Here is a 23996-nt window from a genome sequence, read left to right as displayed (position 1 = left end):
CCGTGTGAGCCGGCTCCCGTCGGTTCCGGGGCGTGTTCCGCGGACGCACAGCCCGCCGCGCGGCGGGCGGCGTCCGCGGAACACGCCCTACCGGCATCCCGACGGACGCGCCGAGGACACGTCCTCGGCCGGGGAACCGCGCCAGGCGTCGCCCGGGTCCGAGCTGCTCCGGTAGGCCGCGGCCTGTGCCATCGGGAAGCCGAAGACGCCGTCGGGGTCGTAGCGAACCCGGATCTCCTCCAGCCGGGCGTGGCGCGTGCCGTGGTACGCCTGACGCCAGTCGTCCCGCTCCTCCGCCGCGTAGTTCGGGTGCGCGGTCCCCGCGGACAGCGGCCGTAGCACGTCGTGCAGCGCCCCTTGGGCGGTGCGGCATCCGGCGAGACCGCCCGGGGCGGGACGGAACTCCGAGAGCGCCCCGAACAGGGCCCCGTGGTGCGCCAGCGCGGCCGTCTCCCGGCCCGACCGGTCGTAGGCGCCGCCCATGGCCTCCAGACGGAGCCGACGGACCTCCCCGGGGCGGGCACCCCGGTCCAGCGCGGCGGTGACCGCGTTCAGGGCCGCCGCGTCGAGCGGGCGGTCGAAGAACTCGTGCCGCCGCAGCACGACGCCTGACCCGTTCGCCGTGTCGAACCCGCCGTTCACCAGGGGGCTCCCGTCCACCGCCGGGACCGGGGCGCCGTCGCCCCTGGTGCGCACGGTGCCCGTCCGGGCCTTCGGCGGTCGGTCCACGGCCGCCAGGAGGTCGTCCACCAGGTGCTCCAGGCCGATCGGGTCGCCCAGCCAGGACCCGGCCACGGTCACCGGGGACCGGCCGTCGCCGCCGGAGTCCGCGGCGGCCCCGGCGATCGTGGCCGTCGTGGACAGTTCGTCCGGGGCGTGCGGGCCCCACGCCTGCCACGCGGCGAGCACCCGGGTGCGGCAGTCGGCGGGCCAGCCCAGCACGAACTCGGTGACCGGACGGGTGGGCCGGGTACGGAAGCTCAGTTCGGTGACCACCCCGAAGGCGGCGTGGCCGGCGCCGCGCAGCGCCCAGAACAGGTCGGGGTGGTGGTCGGCGTCGCAGTCGACCACCCGTCCGTCGCCCAGGACCACGCGCGCCCCGGTCAGGCTGTCGAGTGTGAACCCGTGCCTGCGCCCCGTCGGGCCGGTGCCGCCGCCCAGGGTGTGGCCGGCGACGCCGACCGTCGCGCACCGGCCGGTGGGCACCGTGCGGCCGTGGCCGTCGAGCGCGGCGGTGAACGCCCCGGTGAGCGTTCCCCCGGCGCACCACGCGGAGCCGCCGTCGACCACGGTCCGGCTGAGCGGGGACAGGTCGATGACCAGCCCGGGGCCGGTCGAGGACCCGATGGCGCAGTGCCCGCCCGCGCGGACGTGGGCGCGGATGCCCCAGCGGCGGGCGAAGTCCACGGCGTGGACGACGTCCTCCTCCACGGCGCAGCGCACCACGGCTCGGGGACTGGCCGTGTCGAAGCGCGGATCCGAGGTGCCGCGGACGGCGTCGTACTCGTCCTGGTCGGGCAGGACGATGTCCCCGGCGATGGAGCGCCCCAGCCGATGCCACACGCGGTGCGGGGCGCGCAGGCCCGATCTGGTGGCCACGTCCTCGGAGGCCCGGGGCACGCCGGCCCGGGGCGGTGCGTCCGTGCGCGTGCTGTTCCAACTCACCCGATCACCTCGTCTGTGTGCGGAAGCGTCCACCGGGCCCGGCCCGTGCGTACCGGTGGGGAGGGGAAGCGAGGCGGGCGGCGCGGGGACCTGCCTGCTATTTTTACCAGACGTAATTGCCCAATGACGTTCAGTCCAAATCTCGGTGGCGCATCTCTGCTTTAGGGAACGATCCGTTTCCTCTTGTGCGACGCTCCTCGCCGTGCTTCCATGAAAGAACGAACGTTCGCTTTTGGAGGTTTTCATGCGCAACGACGACGTTCTCATCGTGGGCGCGGGTCCCACCGGACTCGTGCTCGCCATCGAACTGGCCCGGCGCGGCGTGATCCCCCGGATCGTCGACGCCGGACCCGAGGAGGTCCACGAGAGCCGGGCCGTGGCGGTCGCTGCGCGGTCCCTGGAGATGCTCGACGACATCGGCGTCGCCGAGGCCGCCGTCGACCAGGGCATCCCGCTGAGGGTGCTGAACTTCTACCAGCGCGACAGGCTCCTGGCCGACATGGACCTGTCGTGCGTCGACTCGCCCTTCCCGATGGACCTGTGCATCCCCCAGTGGCGGACCGCGGGGCTGCTCCGCCGCCGCGCGGAGGAGCTGGGCGTGTCTCCGGAGTGGCGGACACGTCTGGCCTCGCACCGCTCGGACGGCGACGGCGTCACCGCCGAACTCGTGCACGCGGACGGCCGCGTCGAACACCACACGACCCGGTGGCTGGTCGGTTGCGACGGCGCGCACAGCACCGTGCGCAGGGGCGCCGGGATCGGCTGGCGGACGCTCGACCTGCGGCGCGGGTTCATCCTGGGCGACTTCGCCGCAGACTGGGACCTGCCCCGGGACCGCTTCCACGCCTACCTGGGGCGGGGCGGCGTGGTCGCCGTGTTCCCCATGGTCGGCGGCTACTGGCGGATCCTGGCCAACACCCCCGACGCCGACCCGCCCGAGCGCCCCGGGCCGGACGACTTCGCCCGCCACCTCGTCGACCGCACGCCCCTGGCCCCCGTGCTGACCGACGCGCAGTGGACGTCGTCCTTCACCGCGCGCGAGGGACTGGCCGACCGGTACGTCGACGGACGGGTCCTGCTCGCGGGCGACGCGGCGCACAGCCACAGCCCCATCGGCGGCCAGGGCATGAACACGGGTATGCAGGACTCCTACAACCTGGGATGGAAGCTGGCGCTGGTGGTCGCGGGCGACGCGCACGCCTCCGTGCTGGACGGTTACCAGGCCGAACGGCGCCCGGTGGCCCAGGCCGTGCTGGACTCCACCTCGACCGCCACGCGGGCCGTCACGGCGACCGGCCTCGTCGCCGCCCGAGCACGGCGCCACGCGCTCCGTCTCCTGGGGCGGCTCACCCCCGTCCAACGGCGCATGGCCGACGCGATCGGCGAGCACCTGGTCCACTACCGCGACAGCGCCCTCGTCTCCGAGCGCTGGGCCGGGTCCCGGGCCCCGGCGTGGGGCGACGGCGCGGGGACCGGCCCGAAGGCGGGGGAGCTGGCCCCGGACGCCTACCTGGAGGACGCCTCCGGCCCGGTGGCCCTGCGGCACGTGTACCGCGAGCCGGGGCACCACCTGGTGGTGTTCGCGGCGGACGTGATCGACCCGCCCACCCTGAACGCGTGGGCGGCCGACGCCCGCGCGGCGATGGGCGGGTACGGCCGCGTCCACCTGGTGACGCGCGGCCACCTTCCGTCCGAACCGAGGGAGGGGGTGCTCGCCGACGTGCGCAGCCGCGCCCACGGGCGCTACGGCGTGCACCGGCCCAGCCTGTACCTGGTGCGGCCGGACAAGTACGTCGCCCACCGCTCGGACACCGTCGACTTCGCGCCCGTGCGCCGCTACCTCCGGGCGTTGGAGACGGGGTCGGCGGGCGCCGACTCGGCGCCGGTCGGGTAGTCGGCGCACGCCCCGGCGGCACGGCTCGTCACAACGGGAGGGGGCGCTCCTCGACGACGTGTCTCATGACCAGGGTGGAGCTCAGCCGCTGGACCCCGGGCAGCGTGGCGAGCCGGTCGTCGTAGAGCCGCTGGAAGGCGGGCAGGTCCGCGGCGACCACCCGGAGGAGGTAGTCGGGGTCGTCGCAGAGCCGCTCGGCGCGGACCACCTCGGGGATGCCGGTCAGCGCGCTCTCGAAGGCGGCGACCGTGTCGCGGTCCTCCTGGCGCATGGTGACGAAGACGAGGGGCTCGAAGGTCAGCCCTGCGGTCGCCGCGTCCAGGATCGCTCGGTCGCCGCGGATGGCTCCGGAGCGTTCGAGTTCGCGCAGGCGGCGGTGGCAGGGGGACAGGCCCAGGCGTACGCGTGCGGCCAGTTCGGTGACCGTCAGGCGACCGTCGGCCTGGAGTTCGGCAAGGATCTTCCTGTCCAGAGCGTCCAGGGAGAAGGTCCTTCCGCATGCGCCCGGGTCGAGGCGGATCTTCGGCAACACCTTCGGGCGGAACACGGCTCATCTCCCTCAGGCAGTCCGCATCCGAGGGAGGGACACACCGTGGCCACCAGTTCCATCACCGCCTTCTGGGCCGTCTCGGTGCTGCCCATCCTCGTCCCGGGGCGGACTGGGCGCACACGACCACCGCCGGACTCCGCGACCGGTCGGTGCCCCCGGCCGTCGGCGGGCTGCTCCCGGGCTACGTGGCGCTGACCGGGGTGGTCGCCGCGGGGGTGGCGGTTGTCGTGGCGGGCAGTCCGGTCGTGCCGACCGCCCTGACCGTGGCCGGGGCGGCCTAACCTCATCGGGATCGGCGCCGTGACCGTGGCGCGGCCCGCCGTTCCGGGCGCTTCGGCTGAGAGCGGGCCGGGGGCGGCGTGGGGCGCGCGGCTCGCGCAGGGGATCGGCGTCAGCGGCCTCAACCCCAAGGCGCCGCTGCTCTCCACCGCGCTGCTGCCGCAGTTCACCGACCCGGCGGATGGCTGGCCGACGGGGGCGCAGAGCGCGACCCCGGGTCTGGTGCACACGGTCAGCTGCGCGGTGGTCTGCCACTGCGTGGGGCTGACCGGCTGACGGTCGCCGCCGTGTCCCGGCGCGCGGCGGGGAGGACCGGCCGCGCGCCGGGCCCGCGGGCGGGGCACTCCGACCGCCGGCGGCGGCTCGTCGACCGCGGACGGACGACCGCCCGGGCGTGGAGCCCGGGGCGCACACGCCTGCGGGATGACCGCGCGCCGCAGCGCGAGCGCTGGATCCGTGCCATCGGGGCACCGTGACCGCGGCGCGGCGGGTGAGCCACCGGGACCCGGTCCGCTCAACCGTTCGCGGGCGGGCCGTACCCCCCTCCGCCCGGCGTCCGGACGACCAGTTCGTCACCCGGGCCCATCCGCACCGAAGCGCACCCGTGCAGCCGTTCGACCTCCCCCGACGCGCGCCGGACGCTGTTCTCCCCCAGGGCGCCGGGTTCGCCGCCCGCCATCCCGTACGGCGGCACCCGGCGGTGACCGGACAGCGTGGTCACCGTCATCGGTGCCCGGAACCGCAACCGGCGCACCGCCCCGTCACCGCCGCGCCACGTGCCCGCGCCGCCGCTGCCCCGGCGGATCGCGAACTCCTCCAGCAGGACCGGGAACCGCCACTCCAGCACCTCGGGGTCGGTCATCCGGGAGTTGGTCATGTGCGTCTGGACCACGGGCGTCCCGTCGAACCCCTCACCGGCGCCCGACCCGGAGGACACGGTCTCGTAGTACTGGTGCCGGTCGTCGCCGAAGGTCACGTTGTTCATCGTCCCCGACCCCTCGGCCTGCACCCCCAACGCCTGGTAGAGGGCCCCGGTGATCGCCTGGGAGGTCTCCACGTTGCCCGCGACGACCGCGGCGGGATGCGTCGGGGAGAGCATCGTGTCCGGCGGGATGACGATCCGCAGCGGCACCAGACACCCGTCGTTGAGCGGGATGTCCGCGGCGACCAGGGTGCGGAAGACGTAGAGCACGGCTGCCGTGGCCACGGACGAGGGGGCGTTGAAGTTCGTGCCGAGCTGGGCCGACGTGCCGGTGAAGTCGACCACCGCCGACCGGAGCTCCCGGTCGACCTCGATCCGTACGGCGACCACCGCGCCCGAGTCCGTCTCGTAGCGGGCCGAGCCGTCGCGGAGGGTGTCGACGACCGTGCGGATCGCCTGTTCGGCGTTGTCGCGGACGTGCCCCATGTAGGCCCGCACCACGGCCGGCCCGAAGTGGTCGATCATCCGACCGACCTCCTCCGCCCCCTTGGCGTTGGCCGCGATCTGGGCGCGCAGGTCGGCCAGGTTCACCTCGGGCGCACGCGAGGGGTACGGGGCCCCGGTGAGCAGCCGCCGCGTCTCCTCCTCCAGGAACCTTCCCCCGCGCACGAGCAGCCAGTTGTCGAAGAGCACCCCCTCCTCGTCGACGTGCCGACTGGCCGCGGGCATCGACCCCGGGGTGATCCCGCCGATCTCGGCGTGGTGGCCGCGCGAGGCGACGAAGAAGACCGGCCGGTCGCCCTCGGCGCCGAACACCGGCGTCACCACCGTCACGTCCGGCAGGTGCGTGCCGCCGTGGTAGGGGTCGTTGACCGCGTACACGTCGCCCGGCCGCAGGGTGTCGGCGTTGCGCCGGATCACCTCCCGGATCGTGGACCCCATCGACCCCAGGTGCACCGGCATGTGCGGGGCGTTGGCCACCAGGTATCCGTCCGGGTCGAACAGCGCGCAGGAGAAGTCGAGCCGCTCCTTGATGTTGACCGACTGCGCGGTGGCCTCCAGCCGGGCACCCATCTGCTCGGCGATCGACATGAACAGGTTGTTGAACACCTCCAGCAGCACGGGGTCGACGCCGGTGCCGACCGCGGCCTCCGCGCGGGCCGCCACCCGCTCCAGCACCAGGTGTCCGCTGCGCCGGGCCACCGCCCGCCACCCGGGGTCGACGACGGTGGTGGCGTTGGCCTCGGTGATGATCGCGGGCCCCGACACCCGCGCGCCCGGACGCAGTCCGTCGCGCCGGTACAGGGGGACGTCGCGCCAGGAGCCCGCGGTGTACGCGCGCACGGTCTCGTCGGGCGGGGCGTCCGCCTCCCGGTTCCGCTCCGAGGCCGCCGCGCCAGGGGTGACCCGTGGCCCCTCGGCACCGGGGATCCCGTCCGGCGCGCTCCTGTCCGGCGCGCTCCTGGCGGGGGCATCCTCCCCGCCCCGGCCGTCCGCGCCGCCCTCCCGGCCGTCCGCGCCGCCCTCCCGGCCGTCCGCGCCGCCCTCCCGGCCGTCCGCGCCGCCCTCCCGGCCGTCCGCGTCCGGGGAGCCCCCGGGCACGTCCGTGTCCGGCCCGTCCTCCGGCGCGTCCGCCGTGCCCAGGTCCGACAGGTCCGGCTGCTCGGTGGCCCCGACCGCCTCCACCGCGACGGCCTCCGCCACCAGGGGGCGGTCCATGGTGAAGGAGTAGATCCGCCGGTGGTCGGCGGTGAAGTCCCGGACCATCTCCCCGAACCCGGCCAGGCCGACCGGCACGGCGGTGTCGGTCCCCTCGTAGCGCAGGTGGACCTTGCGCGACACGCTGATCCGCGACTCCGGGACCCCCTCGTCGACCAACTCCGCACGGGTCCGCGCGGCCAGGCCGTCGGCGACCCCGTTCAGCCGGTCCAGCAGGTCGGGCGCCAACCGCGCCTCCACCGACTGCTGCCGCATCGCCGTGGTGTCGGCCAGCCCGATCCCCAGCGCCGACAGCACCCCGGCCATCGGCGGGACGAGCACCGTGCGCACGCCCAGGGAGTCGGCCACCGCGCACGCGTGCTGGCCGCCCGCGCCGCCGAACGTGGTCAGGGCGTACTCGGTGACGTCGTGCCCCTTGCGCACGGAGATCCGCTTGACGGCGTTGGCCATGTTCTCCACGGCCACCCGCAGGAACCCCTCGGCGACCTCCTCGACGGCGCGTTCGTCCCCCGTCTCCCCCCGGATGCGGGCCGCCAGGCCGGCGAAGGCCCGCCGCACCCCGGCGGTGTCGATCGGCTGATCTCCCGCGGGGCCGAAGACCGACGGGAAGTGGTGCGGTTGGATCCGTCCGAGCAGCACGTTGGCGTCGGTCACCGTCAGCGGGCCGCCGCGCCGGTAGCAGCACGGGCCGGGGTCGGCGCCCGCCGAGTCGGGGCCCGCCTGGTACCGGCCGCCCGCGAACCGCAGGACGGACCCGCCGCCCGCCGCGACCGTGTGGATGTCCAGCATCGGAGCGCGCAGCCGCACCCCGGCCACCCGCGTGTGGAAGACGCGCTCCAGTTCGCCCGTGAAGTGCGAGACGTCGGTGGAGGTGCCGCCCATGTCGAAGCCGATCACCCGGTCGTAGCCCGCCGCCCGGGACAGCCGCGCCATGCCGACGATGCCGCCCGCCGGCCCGGACAGGACCGCGTCCTTGCCCCGGAAGTGCCCGGCCTCGGCCAACCCCCCGTTGGACTGCATGAACATGAGCCGCACACCGCTGAGCCGCCCGGCGACCCCGCGCACGTAGCGGCGCAGCACCGGTGACAGATTGGCGTCCACCACCGTGGTGTCCCCGCGGGGGACCAGCTTCATCAGCGGGCTGACCTCGCTGGACAGCGACACTTGGCCGAACCCCAGCCGTCGGGCCAGCGCGCCGATCCGCCGCTCGTGCTCGGGGTACAGGTGGCTGTGCAGGCAGACGACGGCCACCGCGCCGACGCCGTCCTCGCGGACCCGTTCCAGGTCGGCGGTGATCCGCTCCAGGTCGGGTTCGCGCAGGACCTCGCCCTGGGCGGTGACCCGCTCGTCCACCTCGACGACATCGGTGTAGAGCTGATCGGGCAGCACGATGTGCCGGTCGAAGATCCGCGGCCGGTCCTGGTAGCCGATCCGCAACGCGTCCCCGAACCCGCGCGTGACCACCAGCGCGGTCCGCTCGCCGGCGCGTTCCAGGAGGGCGTTGGTGGCCACGGTGGTGCCCATCCGGATCGTGTCGATCACGGTCCGGTCGACGGCGGCGGGCACCTGGCCGGCGTCCCCGCCCCCCTCGGCGAGCAGCGCCTCGATCCCCGCCACGGCGGCGTCCTCGTAGCGGCGCGGGTCCTCGGACAGCAGCTTGTGCGTGATCAGGCGTCCGTCCGGGCGTCTGGCGACGACGTCGGTGAACGTGCCGCCGCGGTCCACCCAGAACTGCCAGCCCCCGCCCCGGTCGGCTCCGCCCATGCGATCCTCCTCGGCCCACGTCCTCGACGGCGCGTCGAGCGCCCCCAATTCATGATGACCCGAGAGGGACGGGCGGTGACAGACCGATCACGCGGTTGTGGACAACCCGAGGCTAGAGGACCTTCTCGAAGCAGAGGGAGGACGCGCAGTCGGCGTAGGCGCCGAACCTCGGGATGGGCTCGTACCCCGACCTGCTGTAGAACCGCACGGCGTCCGGCTGGCGGTCGCCCGTCTCCAGTCGGAGCCGCTTCCACCCCCGGTCGCGCGCCCACTCCTCCAGAGCCGCCAGCACCAGCGGTGCCGCGCCCGTCCCCCGCCGCTCGGGGAGGACGAACATCCGCTTGACCTCGCCGCTGCCGTCGCCCAGGTCGCGCAGGCCCCCGCAGCCCACGGGGGCGCCGTCGCCGTCGCGCGCCAGGACGAACACTGCGATGTCCTCGGCGGACGGGGCGGTGCCCGGTTCGGAGTCGGGGGTGCCGTACCGCTCGGCGATCTCGGTTCGCTGGAGGGCTCTCAGACGGGTGGCGTCGGGATCGTCCCAGGAGACTACGTCGGTGCGCATGGGACGCAGGTTAATGCCGCCGTGTTACGCGCGCGTGTCCCGGGGCCGACGCGGCCGGCCCCTCCCCGGCGGGGTCGGTGAGGGCCTCGCGCATCACCCGGAACTTGGACTCGGTCTCGGCCAGCTCGGAGGCGGGGTCCGACCCGGCGACGATGCCGCAGCCCGCGAACAGCCGGGCGCGGGAGCCCTCCACGCGGGCCGAGCGCAGCGCGATCCCCCACTCCGCGTTGCCCGCGCCGTCCAGCCAGCCCACGGGGCCCGCGTAGCCGCCCCGGTCCATGCCCTCGACCTCGGCGATCAGGCGCATGGCCGCGGCCGTGGGGGTCCCTCCGACCGCGGCGGTCGGATGCAGCGCGGCCGCCGCGTCCAGCGCCGACACTCCGGCCGCCAGGCGGGCGTGCGCGCGTGTGGCCAGGTGCTGGACGTTGGCGAGGGCGAGCAGCTCGGGAACGGAGGGGACGGACAGCTCCCGGGACAGCGGCGCCAGCGCGGTGCGCAGGGAGTCCACTGCCAGGCCGTGCTCCTCGACGTCCTTGGCCGAGGCCAGGAGGTCCTGGCCCAGCCGGAGGTCCTCGGCGGCGTCGCGTCCGCGCGGTCGGGTTCCGGCCAGGACCAGCGAGGTCAGCCGGTCGCCCTCGCGGCGCAGCAGCAGCTCGGGGGTGGCGCCGACCATGCCGTCGACGGAGAAGGTGAAGCAGCTCGGGTAGCGCAGGCGCAGGCGCTCCAGGAGGGTGCGCACGTCGATGGGGGCCTCGGCCTCGGCGACGGCGTCGCGCGCCAGCACCGCCTTGTCGAGCGGGCCGGAGCGGATGCGGTCGACCGTTCCGGCGACGGCGTCCATCCACTCCCGGCGGCTGAGGGACCCGGGGGTCCAGGAGACGGGGCCGACGGGGAGCGGGGCCGGGGTGGGGGGGAGGAGGTCCTCGGGGCGGGCGCCCGGTTCGTCGGCCACGGTGGTCACCCACGCGCGACCGCCGCGTCTGCCCACCAGGACGCGGGGCACGACCATCGCCGAACCGTCCGAGGTGGGCGCGAAGGTGAACGTGCCGAAGGTGACCGCCCCGGTCCCGGGCAGGCCGACCTCGTCCTCCACGACGGCGTGCGCGCACAGCTCCGCGAACCAGCGCGCCGCCCGCGTGAAGCGGTCGGTGTCGGTGGGGTCCGTGCCCGCGGGGGCGCCGGCGACGTCCAGTCGCGCGGCGGTGCCCCAGCCCACGATGCCGTCCTCACCGGTCAGCCAGGCCAGGGGGGCCTCGGCGGGCAGGCGGCGCACCAGGCTTCCGGCGCCGTCGCGCAGCGACACGGTGCGGACGAACAGTTTCGGAGGGCTCAGGAGGGCGTTCACGGACACCGAGTCTAGGAGGTCGTCCGGGACTCCCCGCCGGGTCCGGCCGCACGTCGCGGGGGGCCGGGGCGGCGCCGCACCGGCGGGGCCGGAGCGCCCGTATCCGGAGGGGTTGCCCGGTTGTCCACAGCTTGGTCGAATCGTGTCCGAACCTTGACGATTTCCCCTACTCTGATGTCCGGCGCGCCGCGGACGGCGGCGTGACGCGGGGCACGGAGGAGCGTGGACATGGGCGTGCGGGCACGGGTGGCGGCCGCGCCGCGTGCGGCGGCGCGGTGGATCGCGGCGGCGGTGGCGGCAGCCGCCCTGCTGTCGGGATGCTCGTCCTCCGCGGACACCGCGGACGGCACGGGTCAGGCCGGCGCCGTCCCGCCGTCCGGCCCCTCGCCCTCGGACGCCTCCTCCGCCGCGGCGGGCGCGACCGGGTCCGGTGCGGCGGACGGGGCGGAGCCGCCCTCCGCCGCGCCCCAGGCGTGCGAGGCGGACCCGGGGGCACGCCGGATGCGCGGCGCCTGGCTCACCACCGTCCGCAACATCGACTGGCCCTCCGAACCCGGCCTGTCCGCCGAGGAGCAGCGCGAGGAACTGGACGCCTATCTGGACGACGCCGCCGGCCTGGGGCTCAACGCGGTGTTCCTGCACGTGCGCCCCACCGCCGACGCCGTCTACGAGTCCGACCTGGAGCCGTGGGCGCGCTACCTGACCGGCGAACAGGGCGGCGACCCCGGTTACGACCCGCTGGAGTACGCGGTGGAGGGGGCCCACGAGCGCGGCCTGGAGCTGCACGCCTGGTTCAACCCCTACCGGGTGGGCTTCCTCGATCCGGACCTGGCGAACCTGGCCGAGGGGCACCCGGCCGAGGAGAACCCCGACTGGGTGGTCGAGCACGGCGAGGAGGCCTACCTCGACCCCGGCGAGCCCGAGGTCCGCGCCTGGGTCACCGGCGTCGTCCTGGACGTCGTGGAACGCTACGACGTCGACGGAGTGCACTTCGACGACTACTTCTACCCCTACCCCCAGCCGGGCGAGGCCTTCGACGACGACGCCACGTGGGAGGAGTACGGCGGCGACTTCGACGACCGCGCCGACTGGCGGCGCGACAACGTCGACCGGCTGGTCGCCGACGTGCACGAGGGCATCCAGGCGGCCAAGCCCTGGGTGAGCTTCGGCGTCTCGCCGTTCGGGATCTGGCGGAACCGGGACAGCGACGCCTCCGGCTCGCGGACGTCCGGGCTGGAGTCCTACGACGCCCAGTACGCCGACACCCGCGCCTGGATCCAGGACGGCACGATCGACTACGTCGCCCCGCAGCTGTACTGGGACCGGGGGTTCGACACCGCGGACTACGAGGTCCTGACCGACTGGTGGGCGGACGAGGTCGAGGGCACCGGGGTGGACCTGTACATCGGGCAGGCCGCCTACCGGGTGGGCGACGACGGCTGGCGCGGCGAGGACGCGCTGAGCACGCAGCTCGACTACTCCGGGGAGGACCCCCGGGTCGCCGGGGACGTCTACTTCTCCATCAGGAGCCTGAGGGAGAACGCGGCCGAGGCCTACGCGCGCCTGGCCGAGACCCACTACCCCCACCCGGCGCTCCCGCCGGGGACGGCGGCGGAGGGCCACGAACCGCTGACCGGGCGGGTCGGGGCCGTGGCCGCGCGGGCCGACGGCGACCGGGTCGACGTGGAGTGGGAACCGGTCGAGGACGCCCGCTTCTACGCCGTGTACCGGGTCGCCCCGGACGGTGCGGCCTCCGCGGACGGGCCCGGGGCGTGCCCGGGCCCGGAGCCCGAGGACCTCGTGGGCGTCACCGGCGGGACGTCGCTGACCGACGCGGCCCCGGTCGGGGACGGGGGGTACGTCGTCACCGCCCTGGACGTCTTCCGGAGCCAGGGGCCGGTCAGCGCGATCGCCCGCGTGCGCGGGTAGCGGCGTCCGGCGGGCACGGGCGTGGCGCCCCTACCGGAGTCCTCGGCGAGAGTGCGCCCGCCTTCAGGCGGGTGGTGAACCGCCCCACCGCCCTTCGGGTCGCGGCCCGGTGCGTCCCTGCGCCTTGCTGTACCGCGCGACTGATCTCCCCAGGTGCGGCTGGTCCGGTCACGCGGACACCCACGCGGCGTGCGACGTCGCCTCCGAGACGACGAGGAACGCGCCCCAGGACCTTGCGGGTGCCAGGACGCGGAGCCTTCGGGGGTACCCGGGCGAGGAGGCGTCGACCACCGACGGCCTGTGGGCACAGGACGTCGGATTCTCCCGGCCCCAGCCGGGAGAGGACGTCAAACCGAGACCGCGGCGTCCACGTGCGCGCATCCCCGGCGCGCGGCGAGCGGCCAGAGGGCGAAGGCGCCGTCGGGGAGGCGCACGAACACCTCGTGCCGGCGCGCGACGACGCCGGTGGCCCGGCCGCGCAGGAGCCGCTCCAGGACGTAGGCGGAGGACAGGCTGGTCACGTCGCGGATCGTGCCCAGGGGCAGGAGCGAGCGGGTCTCGGCGATCGCCTCGTGCTCGCCCGCCCGCAGGACGACCCTGGTTCCCGGGGAGATGCCCTGGGCGGCGATGGCGACGGCGATGTTGTCGAGGTCGTCGGAGCCGACGGCGGCCAGGGCCCGGGCGCGGCGCAGCCGCAGCCGTTCGAGGACGGCCCGGTCACCGCCGTGTCCGGCCACCACCGGGATGCCGAGGGACCGGGCCAGGCGCACGTTCGGTGCGCGCGGGTCCCGTTCCACGCCGACGACGGGGATGCCGAGGCGGCGCAGTTCGCAGCACAGGCGGAGGCCGACCTGGCCCATGCCGACGACGATCACGTGTCCGAAACGGGGGACGGTACGGGACCCGATCAGCCCGACCAGCCGAGGGCCGAGCATGCGTTCGATGAGACCGGCGGTGAACATGGCGGTGAACACGATCGTGCCGAGCATGAGGACACTGGCCACCAGCTGGTAGGCGGTCGAGTCCTCCGCGGCGGTCGCCGGTCCGACCGCGGCGACGACACGGGCGGCGTCGAAGAGGGCCTGGGCGGGCGGGTGGCCGAGGCTGAGCAGCCACACCCAGTCGCAGAGCAGCGACGCGACGATTCCGGTCAGGCCCCCGAGCATGAGGCGGGTGCCCGGATCATAGGAGCGCAGCTGCCCGGCCAGCCGGCCCCACCAGGACCGCCAGCCCGTGCGTCCGCCCGTCCACTCCTCGGCGACCGGCGTGCCCCCGTCGGTCGTCCGGACCGCCAGCGCCGAGCGCGCCTCGCCGTACAGCGCGACGAGTCCGGCGTCCGCGCACGGTCCGGCCAGGGCGGGGGCCACCAGATCGGCCGGAGACGTGACGTGGCACTGCGGGAGCAGCCGGAGCAGCTCGTCGGCCACGGTCCGGTCGAAGATGGTCACGACGATCGGAATGTCGGAGGCGATGTGCGCGACTGCCAGCGCGTACCGCAGGGCGGCGGCGTCGTCGTGCAGCAGGACCGCGACGGCGTCGTGGGGCGTCGCCATCGCCGAGCGGAGCTCCTCGTCCCCGGGAAGGACGAGGTGCTGGACGGCGTAGGTCTCCTCCTGGAGGGACGCGCACACCCCGCGGGCCAGGTTGGTGTCGCCGACGATGACGAACGAGCGGTGCTGGACGGAGGCGTGCTCTTGGCTCATGGGTCGGTTCATCCCTGGTGGGACGGTCGGGTGGACCGACCCACCGGTGTCGTGGTGATCGGGTGACGCGCGACGGCCCGCGCTTGTGCGCCGACGTGCGCGGCGGGCCGGGGTGGGATCGGTGATCGGCGCGCCCGGCTGGCGCGAGCGTCGAGCGGTGACCGGCAGGGAGGGGAGGCAACCACGGAATTCTGGACAAACCAGGATGAGGTTGCCGTCTGGGGCCACAGTGTAGCGACCGGTGTCATCGGAGACCCGTGCGGGGTCGTGCCGGGTGTGTCCGTGGCCCACGCACGCCGTCCCTGGTGGGAGGGCCGCGGCGATCGCCGTTCCGAGACCCCGGGCGCGGAGTCCGGGTGCGCACGGCGCCGTGCGGCGGGGTGGCCGTCCACCCGGTGGTCCGGACGAACCACCCGTGCGCGGTCCCCGAGCCCTCCCGTGGACTGGTGGGTTTCACGCACGCCCCGGAACACCCAGGTTCCCCGTTATGGTCGATTCTGGGCATGAAGTATTCCGATAGTCGCCATGGGGATGATCAGCTGAAAACGTGGAACACGTGATTTTCGGTCTCAATGGCAGACTTCCTTAACATGCGTATCTCTGGAACCTTTCTTGATTTGATGGGGTATGGCGGAAACCGTAAAATCCCCCTACGCGAGAAAGCGCGCGGAAGGACATTCCGTTCCGGGCGAGGAGGGGCTGATTGGATTCGGTTCGGCCGGCACGCCAGGCGTGCTCCCACGGGATCTCCGCGATCGCCCGCCGCGTCGCCCCCCTCACCGCCGCCGTTCTCGTCCTCACGACCAGTGGGTTCGCGCCTGCCCCGTTCGCATCCCACGCGCACGTCCCGGCGTCCGCGGCCGCCACCGCGGAGGACGACCAGGAGACCGAGGACGAACCCGCCGACCCGGCCTCCGATCCGGAGGGCTCCGAGAGCGCCGAGTCCGCGGACACCGCCGAGGGCTCCGACGCCGACCGCCCCCTGGACGTGGTCGTCCTGGTCGACGAGTCCGGCAGCCTGAGCGACGCCGACGTCGAGGAGGAGACGCAGGCCGCCTCCACCATCGCCCAGAGCATCAACAACCCCGGCTCCCGCGTCACCGTGGTCGGCTTCGGCAGCGACATCGAGGGCGGCAGCACGCTCCGCGCGGCCCGCGACGTGTGCCGACCCACCGTCGTGGACGAGGGCACCGGTCGCCAATACCTCGCCGACTGTGTCTCCGACCTGCGTCGACGCGAGTCCGAGGAGGGCAACGACACCGACCACGCCGAGGCGCTGCGCGTGGCGCTGGAGCACCTGGACGACGGTCCCGACGGCGCCATGCGCATCGTCTTCCTCCTCACCGACGGCACCCTGGACGTCCCCCGCAACGACCAGTACGGCGACACCCCCGCCGAACGCCGCGAGGGGGCCGAGGACGCGCTCGACGACCGCCTCGCCCGGGCCCGCGACGACCGGGTGCAGATCTGGCCGCTCGGCTTCGGCTCCCGGATCGACCGCGACCGCCTGGACGACATGGCCGCCTCCGGCCACGACCGCTCCTGCGAGAGCCAGGAGGTCGCCCGCCCCACCGCACGGGTCGCCGAATCCTCCGAGGACGTCGTCCGTTCGCTCCAGGAGGCCCTGGCCGCCGCCTCCTGCTCCGGTCTCGGCGAACCCGACAGCGACGTCCTCGGCCCCGGCGACGGGCTCGACCTGACCGTGGAGATCCCGGTCATCGCCACCGAGGGCACGTTGGTCGTCAACAAGAACGACCCCGCCATCACCGTCGAGTACGTCGACCCCGCGGGCGTCACCGTCCCCCTCGGCGAGGACGAGTACGACGGGTCCGCCATCAGCCACAGCGGACGCAACAGCGCCGTCGAGGTCCTCCACATCGGCTACCCGCGCCCGGGCGCCTGGACCGTCCGGCTCACCTCCCCGCCCGGCGGCGGCGAAGAACTGGTGACCGCCACCGCCCAGTGGCAGGGCCGCATCCGCGCCACCCTCACCCACGGCGGCGAGCAGGCCCCCGGCGGCGATCTCGACGTCCATCTGACCCTGCGCACCCGCGACGACGACGTCATCACCGACCCCGAGGCCTTCGAGGCGCTCGACTTCGCCCTGACCGCCGACGGGTTGGGCCTGGACGGGAGCTCCGTCGAGGTCCGCGACGACGGCGCGGGCGCCGACCCCGCCACCGGCGACGGCGAGTTCAGCGGGGTGCTCACCCTCCCCGACCAGGAGGGCACGCTCCACCTGACCGGCACCGTCCGCGGCCCGGGTGTGGCCGCCGACCAGCGGACCCTCTCGCTCAGCATCGCCCGGGGCGGCCCCCCGCTCGGCGCGGCGGTCGCCTTCGACGACGTCCCCGGTGAGCTGTGGACGGGCATGAGCGGGGCCGGTGAGGTGACCGTCACCAACAACGGAACGGAGGCCGAGGAGGTCGCGCTCACCCTCAACGCCCCGGCCGGGGTCGACGCCCGGCTCACCCCGGCCACCGTGACCGCGGAACCCGGCGGAACGGGCGACCCCGTTGCCTTCACCTATGAGATCGTCGGGGTCGGATCCCCCGGCGCGGGCACCCTCGAGGTCGTCGCCACGGACGTGGCCGGGACCTGGATCGGCGCCACCCAACCCCTCCACGTGCAGGTCCGTGAACCTCCCGGCCTCCTGGAGCGGTACTGGTGGGCGTGGACGGCCCTGCTGGTGCTCGCCGTCGTCTGCGGCGTGGCCCTGTTCGTCTGGCGCGACCTGCGGCTCAGGGCGGCCGAGGTCCGCGGGCTCGTCGTCGAACTCCGGCGGAGCGACGGTGAGCCGGTCGGGAACGGCCTGCGCGCCCTCAGCGGCGGTCGGTCCACCGAGTTCCCCTTCGTGATCAGGGCCGACGGCGCCGACCCCCGCCTGGAGCACCCCGCGCGTCCCCGCGAGCCGCACTTCACCGTGACCCGTGACGGCCCCGAGCGTGTGCGCCTGCGCTCCCCCGACGGCCGCGTGCTGCCCCTGCGGATCGGTGCGCTGAGCGAGGCCGTCCACGGCCGCCTGGGGATCCACGTGAGCGACTCCCGCCGGGGGGCGGGACGCGGCCCCAGACCCGACGGACGCCGCGTGAGGACCGCCCGGAACGGGCGTCCGCCGGGCCCCGGCGACGACGGCCCCCGCTCGGCCGAGAAGGACGTGTGGATCTGAACATCCCCGACCCCCGACATTCCGAAGGGCCCCACCCATGACGATGAAGCTCTACCAGCCGATGCTCTACGTCGGTCTCGGCGGGACCGGCTGCCTCATCGGTGCCGAGCTCGAACGTCGTCTGCGGGACGAGCTGTGCGGACCCGACGGCACCGAGTTCCAGCAACGGCGCCCGGGCGGGAACCTGCTGCCCTACCAGCTGCCCTCCTGCGTCCAGTTCGTCTACGCCGACGTCAACCACTCCGAGCTGGACCGGATCCCGGAGAAGGTGGTGCCCGGCAGCCAGCACCTCCAGGCGGTCGAGGCCACCGCCCACTACGTCCACGACCTCGTCCCCAGCGCGCACACCTACCCCGAGGTCGCCCGCTCGCTGCGGTTGAGCGCCGGCGAGGCCGTCGCCCCCTGGCTGCCGCCCGCGGACGGCGAACCCCGGGTCGCGCCCCTGAGCAAGGGCGCCGGGCAGTTCCCGACCGTGGGACGGGCGGCGCTCTTCGAGACCTTCCGCGGCGGCACCCGCCACGCGGTGGCCGCCATCGGCGAGGCCATCAACCGGCTGGCCACGTCCGCGGGCGACCTCAACGTCCTGGGCGGCGGACTGCCCCGGTCATGCGACGTGTTCGTGGCCTTCTCCGTGGCGGGCGGGACCGGCGCGGGCATCTACTACGACTACCTGCACCTGATCGCCGACACCTTCGCCCGCTCCGACCTGCACGTCAAGATCTACCCCCTGATCCTCATGCCTTCGGCCTTCGACGAGGGCATGGGCGGCGGCCGACACGCCCGTCTCAACGCCGGGCGCGCGCTGCTGGACGTCTTCCGACTGGTCGACCACCAGAACGGCGGCACCGTCGGGCGCACCATCACCACCGACACCCGACCCTCCTCGCGTCACCGCGACGAGGTCCACGTCCACTACCCCGTGGAGGGCCGCGTCCGGATCCGGCCGTCCACCGTGGAGACCGCCTTCCTGTTCAGCCGCCCCGTGGGCGCCCGCCGCGAGGACCTCCACCGGTCCGTGGTCTCGCTCGTGCTCTCCCTGGCCGGAACAGAGATGGAACACCGCGGGGACACGGCCGGGAGCGCCGAGACCCACCAGTCCTTCGCCGACAGCTTCATCAACGGCGCCGCGTTCCGCCACGAACGCGCCGAGTCCGGGATCGGCAACCGGGGCGTGTCGACCGCCTTGGTCGCCTCCATGACCGTCCCCGTCGACGAACTCTCCGACATCATCGCCTCCCGCCTGCTGCGCGCCGCCGTGCAGGACATGCGCGCGCCGACGCACGACGCCGAGGGCGACCGCCACCTGATCGAGAGCTTCTTCAGCGCCGCCAACATCCACCCCCTGCTGATCCGCCCGGCGGGCAACTTCTCCGACCCCGGACCCGCCACCGGAGCCAAGGACATCGGACACTCCCTCTTCGACCGCCTCGACTCCATGCAGCGCAGCCTGGCCGCGCGACGGACCCGCCTCGCCCGGGAGGTCACGGAACTCGCGCAGAACCTCGACCACCGCGCCGGCACCCGTGCCCTCCTGACGGCCGTGGACCCCTTCCACGCGCGCCGCGTCGTGGTCGGGCAACCCGGCGCCGCCAACGAGGTCGTGCGGCTCGGCGTCTTCGGCCTCCTCAACAACCGGCGCAACGGCCCCCCGCCCCCGGACGGCGTCACCCAGGTGCCCCCGACCGTCCCGCCGCTGGCCGACAGGATGGGCGGTCTGGTCAAGGCCAAGTACAACGACCCCCTGCCCGTGCAGGCGCGCGCCGACCAGGACCGCTGGTTCGAGTGGCAGAACCAGGTGCTCTGGCACGAGGCCTGGGCCAACAACGCGCCGCGCTGGACCCGCGCGACCACGCGGCTGAGCGGCGACCTGACCGCCCTGACCGAGGCGCTGGAGGACCACGCCCAGCGCGATCCCCAGTACTTCGAACGCAAGGCCCAACAGCTCTACCAGCGGCGCACCGGAGTGTCCTACCTCCTGCCGCCGGTCGGCGGGAACCTCGAACCCTTCTACCGGCGGGTCCGCGACCGCCTCGCCGCGGCCCGCCAGGAGGAGGGCGTGCTGCCCGCCAACGCCGGAGACGCCGAACTCGTCCGCGTGCTCGTCGGCGCCGAGGCCTGGCGCACGGCCTACGACATCAGCGTCGACCGGTCCCCGGAGGAGGCCGTCGGCCACCTGCGCGAGACCCTCAAGTCCGCCGTCAAGCAGTTCCTGCGCGACCCGGGACCCACCCAGCAGCCCCTGCTGCCGCGCCTCGCCGACCTCCTCGCCCGGGCCACCCAGCAGGGCGACGCCCCCGTCGCGGAGGAGGACCTGGCACAGTTCCGCGCACAGTTGGCCGGGCTCCTGCCCGCCGGGTTCGTCCCGCAGGGCGGCGGCCCGCTGCGCGTCCTGATCACCTACCACGCTCCCGGCCGCAACGGGCAGATCGAGAACCACCTCATGGAGTCGCTCGCCCTGCCGCGCGGCCCCGGCACCACCTACGAGCTCCGGGCGGTCAGCGCCGAGTCGCTCAGCGTCGTGCTCTTCCGCACCAGCATGAGCGTCACCGAGGTCCAGGAGGTCCGCGACGTCCTCCGGAACTGGTCGGACGCCGTGCACCACCCCCAACCCGGGGACCACCTGCGGTGGCGCCAGCGCCTCGGCTACGACTTCGACTACCTGGCCACCACCGAGGAGCACCGGGTGTACATCCTGCACCGGCTGCTCAACGCCATGTGGAACGGCCGTGCCGGCGTCGTCGGAGACCCGCGCTCCCCGGAGGAGGTCCACTTCACCCTCGGCGGCGGCGTCACCATGCCGCTGCGCCTGACACCCCTGGAGGAGGCGTCGTCCTGGGGCAGCCTGCTGCGGGCCTACGAGCTGTGGGCCTTCAACGGGGAGGACGCCATCACCCGCCAGTTCTGCGCCCAGCTCATGAACGAGCTGCCCGCCGGGGTCGAGGGCAGACCCGAGGATCCGCACGAGGTGTACCAGGCCCTGCGGGAGACGACCGACGCCGAGGCCAAGCGGCTCGACGCGCTCGTCCAGGAACTGCACAGCTCCCACCGGGGCCGCGTCCGGCAGTACCGGGAGTTCTGGACCGATCTCCTGCCCGCCGCCCTGGCGATGGAGTTCCACGGCGCGGCCGCGCCGCTGCGCGCCAACCTCGCCGCCCTGGAACAGGCCGTGGCGCGGCGGAACGAGGGGAGGTGACCCCGCGACGATGAGCGTGCATCACCTCGACCTGCGCGGTGCCACGCTCGCCGAGGCCCGTGGCAGGGTCCGCGAACGGTTCGGTCCCGGAAGCCCGCTGACCCACTCCACCCGCCTCCTGCTCCTGGACAACACCGACCGCCTGGTCGACCACGCCGACGCCTACGAGGACGCCCTCGTCAGCGGGCGCGTGTCGACCGTGGTGTGCGTCGCGGTGGGCGCACCGGTCCACGGCTCCGACGGCGCGCACCTGGACCGGTCCGAGCTGCTGCGCGGCGGTCGGGACATCACCACCCTGTGGGTCGACGACGAGACCGGCGTGGACTGGGCGGCGCACCGGTCGCGGACGGCCCGGCCGCACCCCGGAGCCCCGCCCGGTTCCAGGGCCGGTCTGTACACGCTGATCGACGTCCTGCACCTGCCCGAGGTCTTCGACCACGTGGTCGCCCTCGGACAGTCCATGCCCGAGTCGACCGCCTCGCCCGGCCTGCTGTGGGTGGGATCGGAGATCGGCGCGGGCGCCGTCGACACCGCCCTGGCCAGCGCCGCACGCGACCTCGCCTCCCGCGAACGCCCGGTCGCCGTGCCGGGACCGCCCGCGCCCACCGGAGCACGCCTGGTCGACCTCGTCGAGGGCGCCGGCGGCGGCACGGCGGCGGCCGGCTCCTCCGGCGGCGAAGGACCGCACCTGAACGACCAGGACCTGCGTGCGTGGATCGCGCACACGGACGCGACCCTGGACGCGCTCACCCGCTGGACCGGCCCGTGGGCCGCCACCACACCGAGGCGGCTGGCCGAGGAGGACCTGCCGGGCCTGGCCGACGCCCTCGCCGCCCACCGCGACGAGGCCGAAGCCGTGGTGAAGGACGTCGTCGCCCCGAGACCGGGCCGGACCGGCGCCGATCCCCCCGCCCTCGGCGGCGCGGACACGGTGGACGAGGAGCACGGGAAGGCCCTCCGGGCCCTCGCCGACCGGCCCCGCCGCGTCCTCGACGACCGCGGAACCCTGGCCGACGCGGCGGCCGACCTGGACCGGACCGCCGCGCGGTTGCGGCCCCCGGGTGGGCACGCGGCCCTGGCCGGGGTCGGCCGAGCCGTGCCCGACGACCTGGTGGACGCCTTCCGGCGGCCCCCGCCCGTGCCCGTGGCCGTCCCCGTCCCCGAACTCCTCCCGGTGGCCTTCGCCGCGCCGCTGCTGCCCGCGGTGGCTGGGGGAGGGGCGGGCGTGGCCGTCGCGCTGGCGGTCGCCGCGACCTGGGTCGCCCTGCTGGCGCTGACACTGCACCGGCTGCGCGGACTCGGCGGCCACGCGGCCACCCTGGGGGCGCACGCCGTCGCCGCGGTGGCCGGAACGCTGGCGGGAACAGGGGTGGCGGCCCTCCTCGGGCCGACCGCGCCGATCAGCGGGCCGGTCGCGGCCGTGGCCGGTGGCCTGCTCGGCTGCGGACTGGGGCTGGCGGCGACGGCCGTCTCCTGGTCGCGGCGGCTGCGCCGGTGGCGCGCCGAGCTGGGCGCCGATCGCGCCGGAGCGGCCGCCGCGGAGCTGTCCCGGCTGGTGGACCGAGTGGTCCGGGAGGAGGGACGGCTGCGTACGGCCCGTACCCGCCTGTCCGACGCGGCGGTCGCGGCGGCCAGCGCGACGCGCGCCGTCGGCCGGGTCCTGGCCGAACTGGCCGACCGTCTCACCCCACCGCCGGGGCAGGGGAGCGATGACCGACTGGAGTCGGTGCTGCGCGCCGACCTGGTGGACCTGACCACCACCGCGCTCGGCCCCGTCTGGGACGAGGCGCGCACCGGCCCCGGCCGTGCCGTCGACCGGCACGACCAGGTCTACCGGTCCGCCACCGACCTGGTCGACGGCCTCCTCGACCACCTGCGCGGTTCCGGTCCGCACGAACCGCCGCCCTTCGCCGACCCCGGCCGCGACCGCGCGACGCTCGGCGAGGTGACCCGCGAACGGGTCGCGCGGGTGCTCGACCACGACGTGTCCGGGCACATGCTCCAGCTCTGCGACCCCGCCCACCTGGCGTTGCTCGACACCGGCCCCGCCGCTCCCCGGTGCGTCCGGTTCGCCCCCCGGGCCCTCACGACGTCCACGCGGTCCGACACGGACGCGGGCACGGTGCGAGCCGACGCGCACGGGGTCACCGTGTGGACGGCGGGCGCGCACCTGGCCGGCGTGCTCCGCCTGGTCCCCCTCCGCCCGGGTGTGGTGCGCGACGACGGACTCTCCGGACACGCGGGCGGCGCCCGTGAGTGACACCGAGGACACCGTCTACCGGACCCCGGACGGTCGCGAGGTCCGCTGTCGGATCACGCCCGAACGCGACCTGCCGCCCTCCGCCCCGAACGTCCCGCTCACACGCCAGCTCGTCCGGGTCGAGACCGCCGGCGAGGAGAACGTCCTCCTGCGCCTGGCCGTCGGCCGCTCCGGGAGCGCCCGCGACCGGGGCCGCGCCTTCACCCGGCTCGACGCCGCGATCCTCGCCGGGGTCCGGATCGCCCGGTGCGCCCGGGGCGCCCACCCACCGGAGATCACCCGGCTCGTCGGGCACCGCGACGACCCGGTGGAGCCGTTCGCACTCGTCCAGCCCCGCGCGGGCCAGCCCATCGGCGAACTGTTGGGACGCCGGCAGCTCTTCGACGAGGAGCGCGCCGCCTTCAGGGACGGGCTGCTCAACGCCCTCAGCTGGCTGTCCGCGGCCGAGGTCGTCCACCGGGACATCCGCCCCGGGACCGTCCTCTGGGACCCCGAGCGCCGGACCGTGCAGGTGTGCGACCTGACCTCCGCCACCGTCGCCGACGTGCCGCGCACCGTGGCGGGAACCCCGCCCTGGGCCTCGCACGAGCAACGGGAGGGCACCGGCCGGTGCGACCCCCGCGACGACGTGTGGTCCGCCGGGCTCCTCCTCTTCCAGGTCCTGACCGGCCACGACGTGGAGGCGGAGGCACGGCTGCCACTGGAGGAGTCCGGGAGCCTGGCGGCCGAACTCGACGGCGTGTTCGAGTACCGAGCCGAGCTGCGCCCCACCGCCGACGAGCTGGTGGCGCGGTTCACCGGCCGCGCCCCGCGGCGACGCCCCGTCGACGCCGAGCTGGACGCCGGACACCGAGCCTTCGACGAGCGCCTGCGCCGCAAGCGCGCGGCCGGGGAGGCCGACACCGGCGGCCAGACGAGCGAGGACTGGCCCATCGCCGCCCCGGACCCGCCCCCGGGACAGCTGTACTGGGCCGTCGGCGCGGCGGCGGGCGTCGCACTGGTCGTGGTCCTGGTGGCCCTGACGTTCTTCCTCGGAGGGTGA

14 protein-coding genes are annotated in these 23996 nt (G+C 74.8%); 8 read left to right on the top strand and 6 right to left on the bottom strand.

What is annotated here, in order from left to right:
* Positions 1 to 87: 87 nt before the first annotated feature.
* Positions 88 to 1665, bottom strand: coding sequence for an FAD-binding oxidoreductase (locus tag ACIBFB_RS19395; protein ID WP_397231965.1), 1578 nt, complete (start codon positions 1663 to 1665; stop codon positions 88 to 90).
* Between the two features lie 244 nt (positions 1666 to 1909).
* Here ACIBFB_RS19395 and ACIBFB_RS19390 point away from each other — a divergent pair, with 244 nt between their 5' ends.
* Complete coding sequence (locus ACIBFB_RS19390; RefSeq protein WP_397231963.1) at positions 1910 to 3559, top strand: FAD-dependent monooxygenase; 1650 nt, start codon at positions 1910 to 1912, stop codon at positions 3557 to 3559.
* A 28-nt stretch (positions 3560 to 3587) separates the two neighbouring features.
* Here ACIBFB_RS19390 and ACIBFB_RS19385 read toward each other — a convergent pair whose 3' ends face one another.
* Positions 3588 to 4106: an Lrp/AsnC family transcriptional regulator gene (locus tag ACIBFB_RS19385; RefSeq protein WP_397231961.1), complete on the bottom strand. Its 519-nt coding sequence runs from the start codon at positions 4104 to 4106 to the stop codon at positions 3588 to 3590.
* Between the two features lie 152 nt (positions 4107 to 4258).
* Between ACIBFB_RS19385 and ACIBFB_RS19380 the strand changes: the two genes are divergently transcribed.
* Both ACIBFB_RS19380 and ACIBFB_RS19375 read left to right on the top strand, forming a co-directional pair.
* Complete coding sequence (locus tag ACIBFB_RS19380) at positions 4259 to 4390, top strand: hypothetical protein (protein ID WP_397231959.1); 132 nt, start codon at positions 4259 to 4261, stop codon at positions 4388 to 4390.
* A gap of 19 nt (positions 4391 to 4409) precedes the next feature.
* Complete coding sequence (locus ACIBFB_RS19375; RefSeq protein ID WP_397231957.1) at positions 4410 to 4664, top strand: hypothetical protein; 255 nt, start codon at positions 4410 to 4412, stop codon at positions 4662 to 4664.
* Between the two features lie 238 nt (positions 4665 to 4902).
* On the opposite strand, the gene ACIBFB_RS19370 is transcribed toward ACIBFB_RS19375, so the two are convergent.
* From ACIBFB_RS19370 to ACIBFB_RS19360, 3 genes are all read right to left on the bottom strand, one after another.
* A complete protein-coding gene (locus ACIBFB_RS19370; protein ID WP_397231955.1) occupies positions 4903 to 8793 on the bottom strand; it encodes a hydantoinase B/oxoprolinase family protein in 3891 nt (1296 codons plus the stop codon).
* A 112-nt stretch (positions 8794 to 8905) separates the two neighbouring features.
* Positions 8906 to 9355 carry a GNAT family N-acetyltransferase gene (locus ACIBFB_RS19365; RefSeq protein WP_397231953.1) on the bottom strand — a complete coding sequence of 150 codons (450 nt, stop codon included), beginning with the start codon at positions 9353 to 9355 and terminating at the stop codon, positions 8906 to 8908.
* A 10-nt stretch (positions 9356 to 9365) separates the two neighbouring features.
* Entirely contained in the window at positions 9366 to 10700 is a 1335-nt protein-coding gene (locus ACIBFB_RS19360) for an isochorismate synthase MenF (protein WP_397231951.1), read from the bottom strand.
* Between the two features lie 228 nt (positions 10701 to 10928).
* On the opposite strand from ACIBFB_RS19360, the gene ACIBFB_RS19355 reads away from it, so the two are divergent.
* Positions 10929 to 12629, top strand: a complete 1701-nt coding sequence (locus ACIBFB_RS19355) for a glycoside hydrolase family 10 protein (RefSeq protein WP_397231949.1) — start codon at positions 10929 to 10931, stop codon at positions 12627 to 12629.
* A 347-nt stretch (positions 12630 to 12976) separates the two neighbouring features.
* On the opposite strand, the gene ACIBFB_RS19350 is transcribed toward ACIBFB_RS19355, so the two are convergent.
* A complete protein-coding gene (locus ACIBFB_RS19350) occupies positions 12977 to 14332 on the bottom strand; it encodes an NAD-binding protein (RefSeq protein ID WP_397231947.1) in 1356 nt (451 codons plus the stop codon).
* Between the two features lie 703 nt (positions 14333 to 15035).
* Between ACIBFB_RS19350 and ACIBFB_RS19345 the strand changes: the two genes are divergently transcribed.
* Genes ACIBFB_RS19345 through ACIBFB_RS19330 form a run of 4 tightly spaced genes read left to right on the top strand, consistent with a single transcriptional unit; the run spans position 15036 to position 23996 of the window.
* A complete protein-coding gene (locus tag ACIBFB_RS19345; RefSeq protein ID WP_397231945.1) occupies positions 15036 to 17501 on the top strand; it encodes a VWA domain-containing protein in 2466 nt (821 codons plus the stop codon).
* A 37-nt stretch (positions 17502 to 17538) separates the two neighbouring features.
* A complete protein-coding gene (locus ACIBFB_RS19340) occupies positions 17539 to 20694 on the top strand; it encodes a tubulin-like doman-containing protein (RefSeq protein WP_397231943.1) in 3156 nt (1051 codons plus the stop codon).
* Between the two features lie 10 nt (positions 20695 to 20704).
* Positions 20705 to 22954, top strand: coding sequence for a hypothetical protein (locus ACIBFB_RS19335; protein ID WP_397231941.1), 2250 nt, complete (start codon positions 20705 to 20707; stop codon positions 22952 to 22954).
* Entirely contained in the window at positions 22947 to 23996 is a 1050-nt protein-coding gene (locus ACIBFB_RS19330; protein ID WP_397231939.1) for a hypothetical protein, read from the top strand. The genes ACIBFB_RS19335 and ACIBFB_RS19330 overlap by 8 nt, the downstream gene beginning before the upstream one ends.

Origin of the sequence: Nocardiopsis sp. NPDC050513, from assembly GCF_044457925.1 — a bacterium.
In the GTDB taxonomy this organism is placed as follows: domain Bacteria; phylum Actinomycetota; class Actinomycetes; order Streptosporangiales; family Streptosporangiaceae; genus Nocardiopsis.
This window is presented reverse-complemented; position numbering and strand designations above follow the sequence as displayed.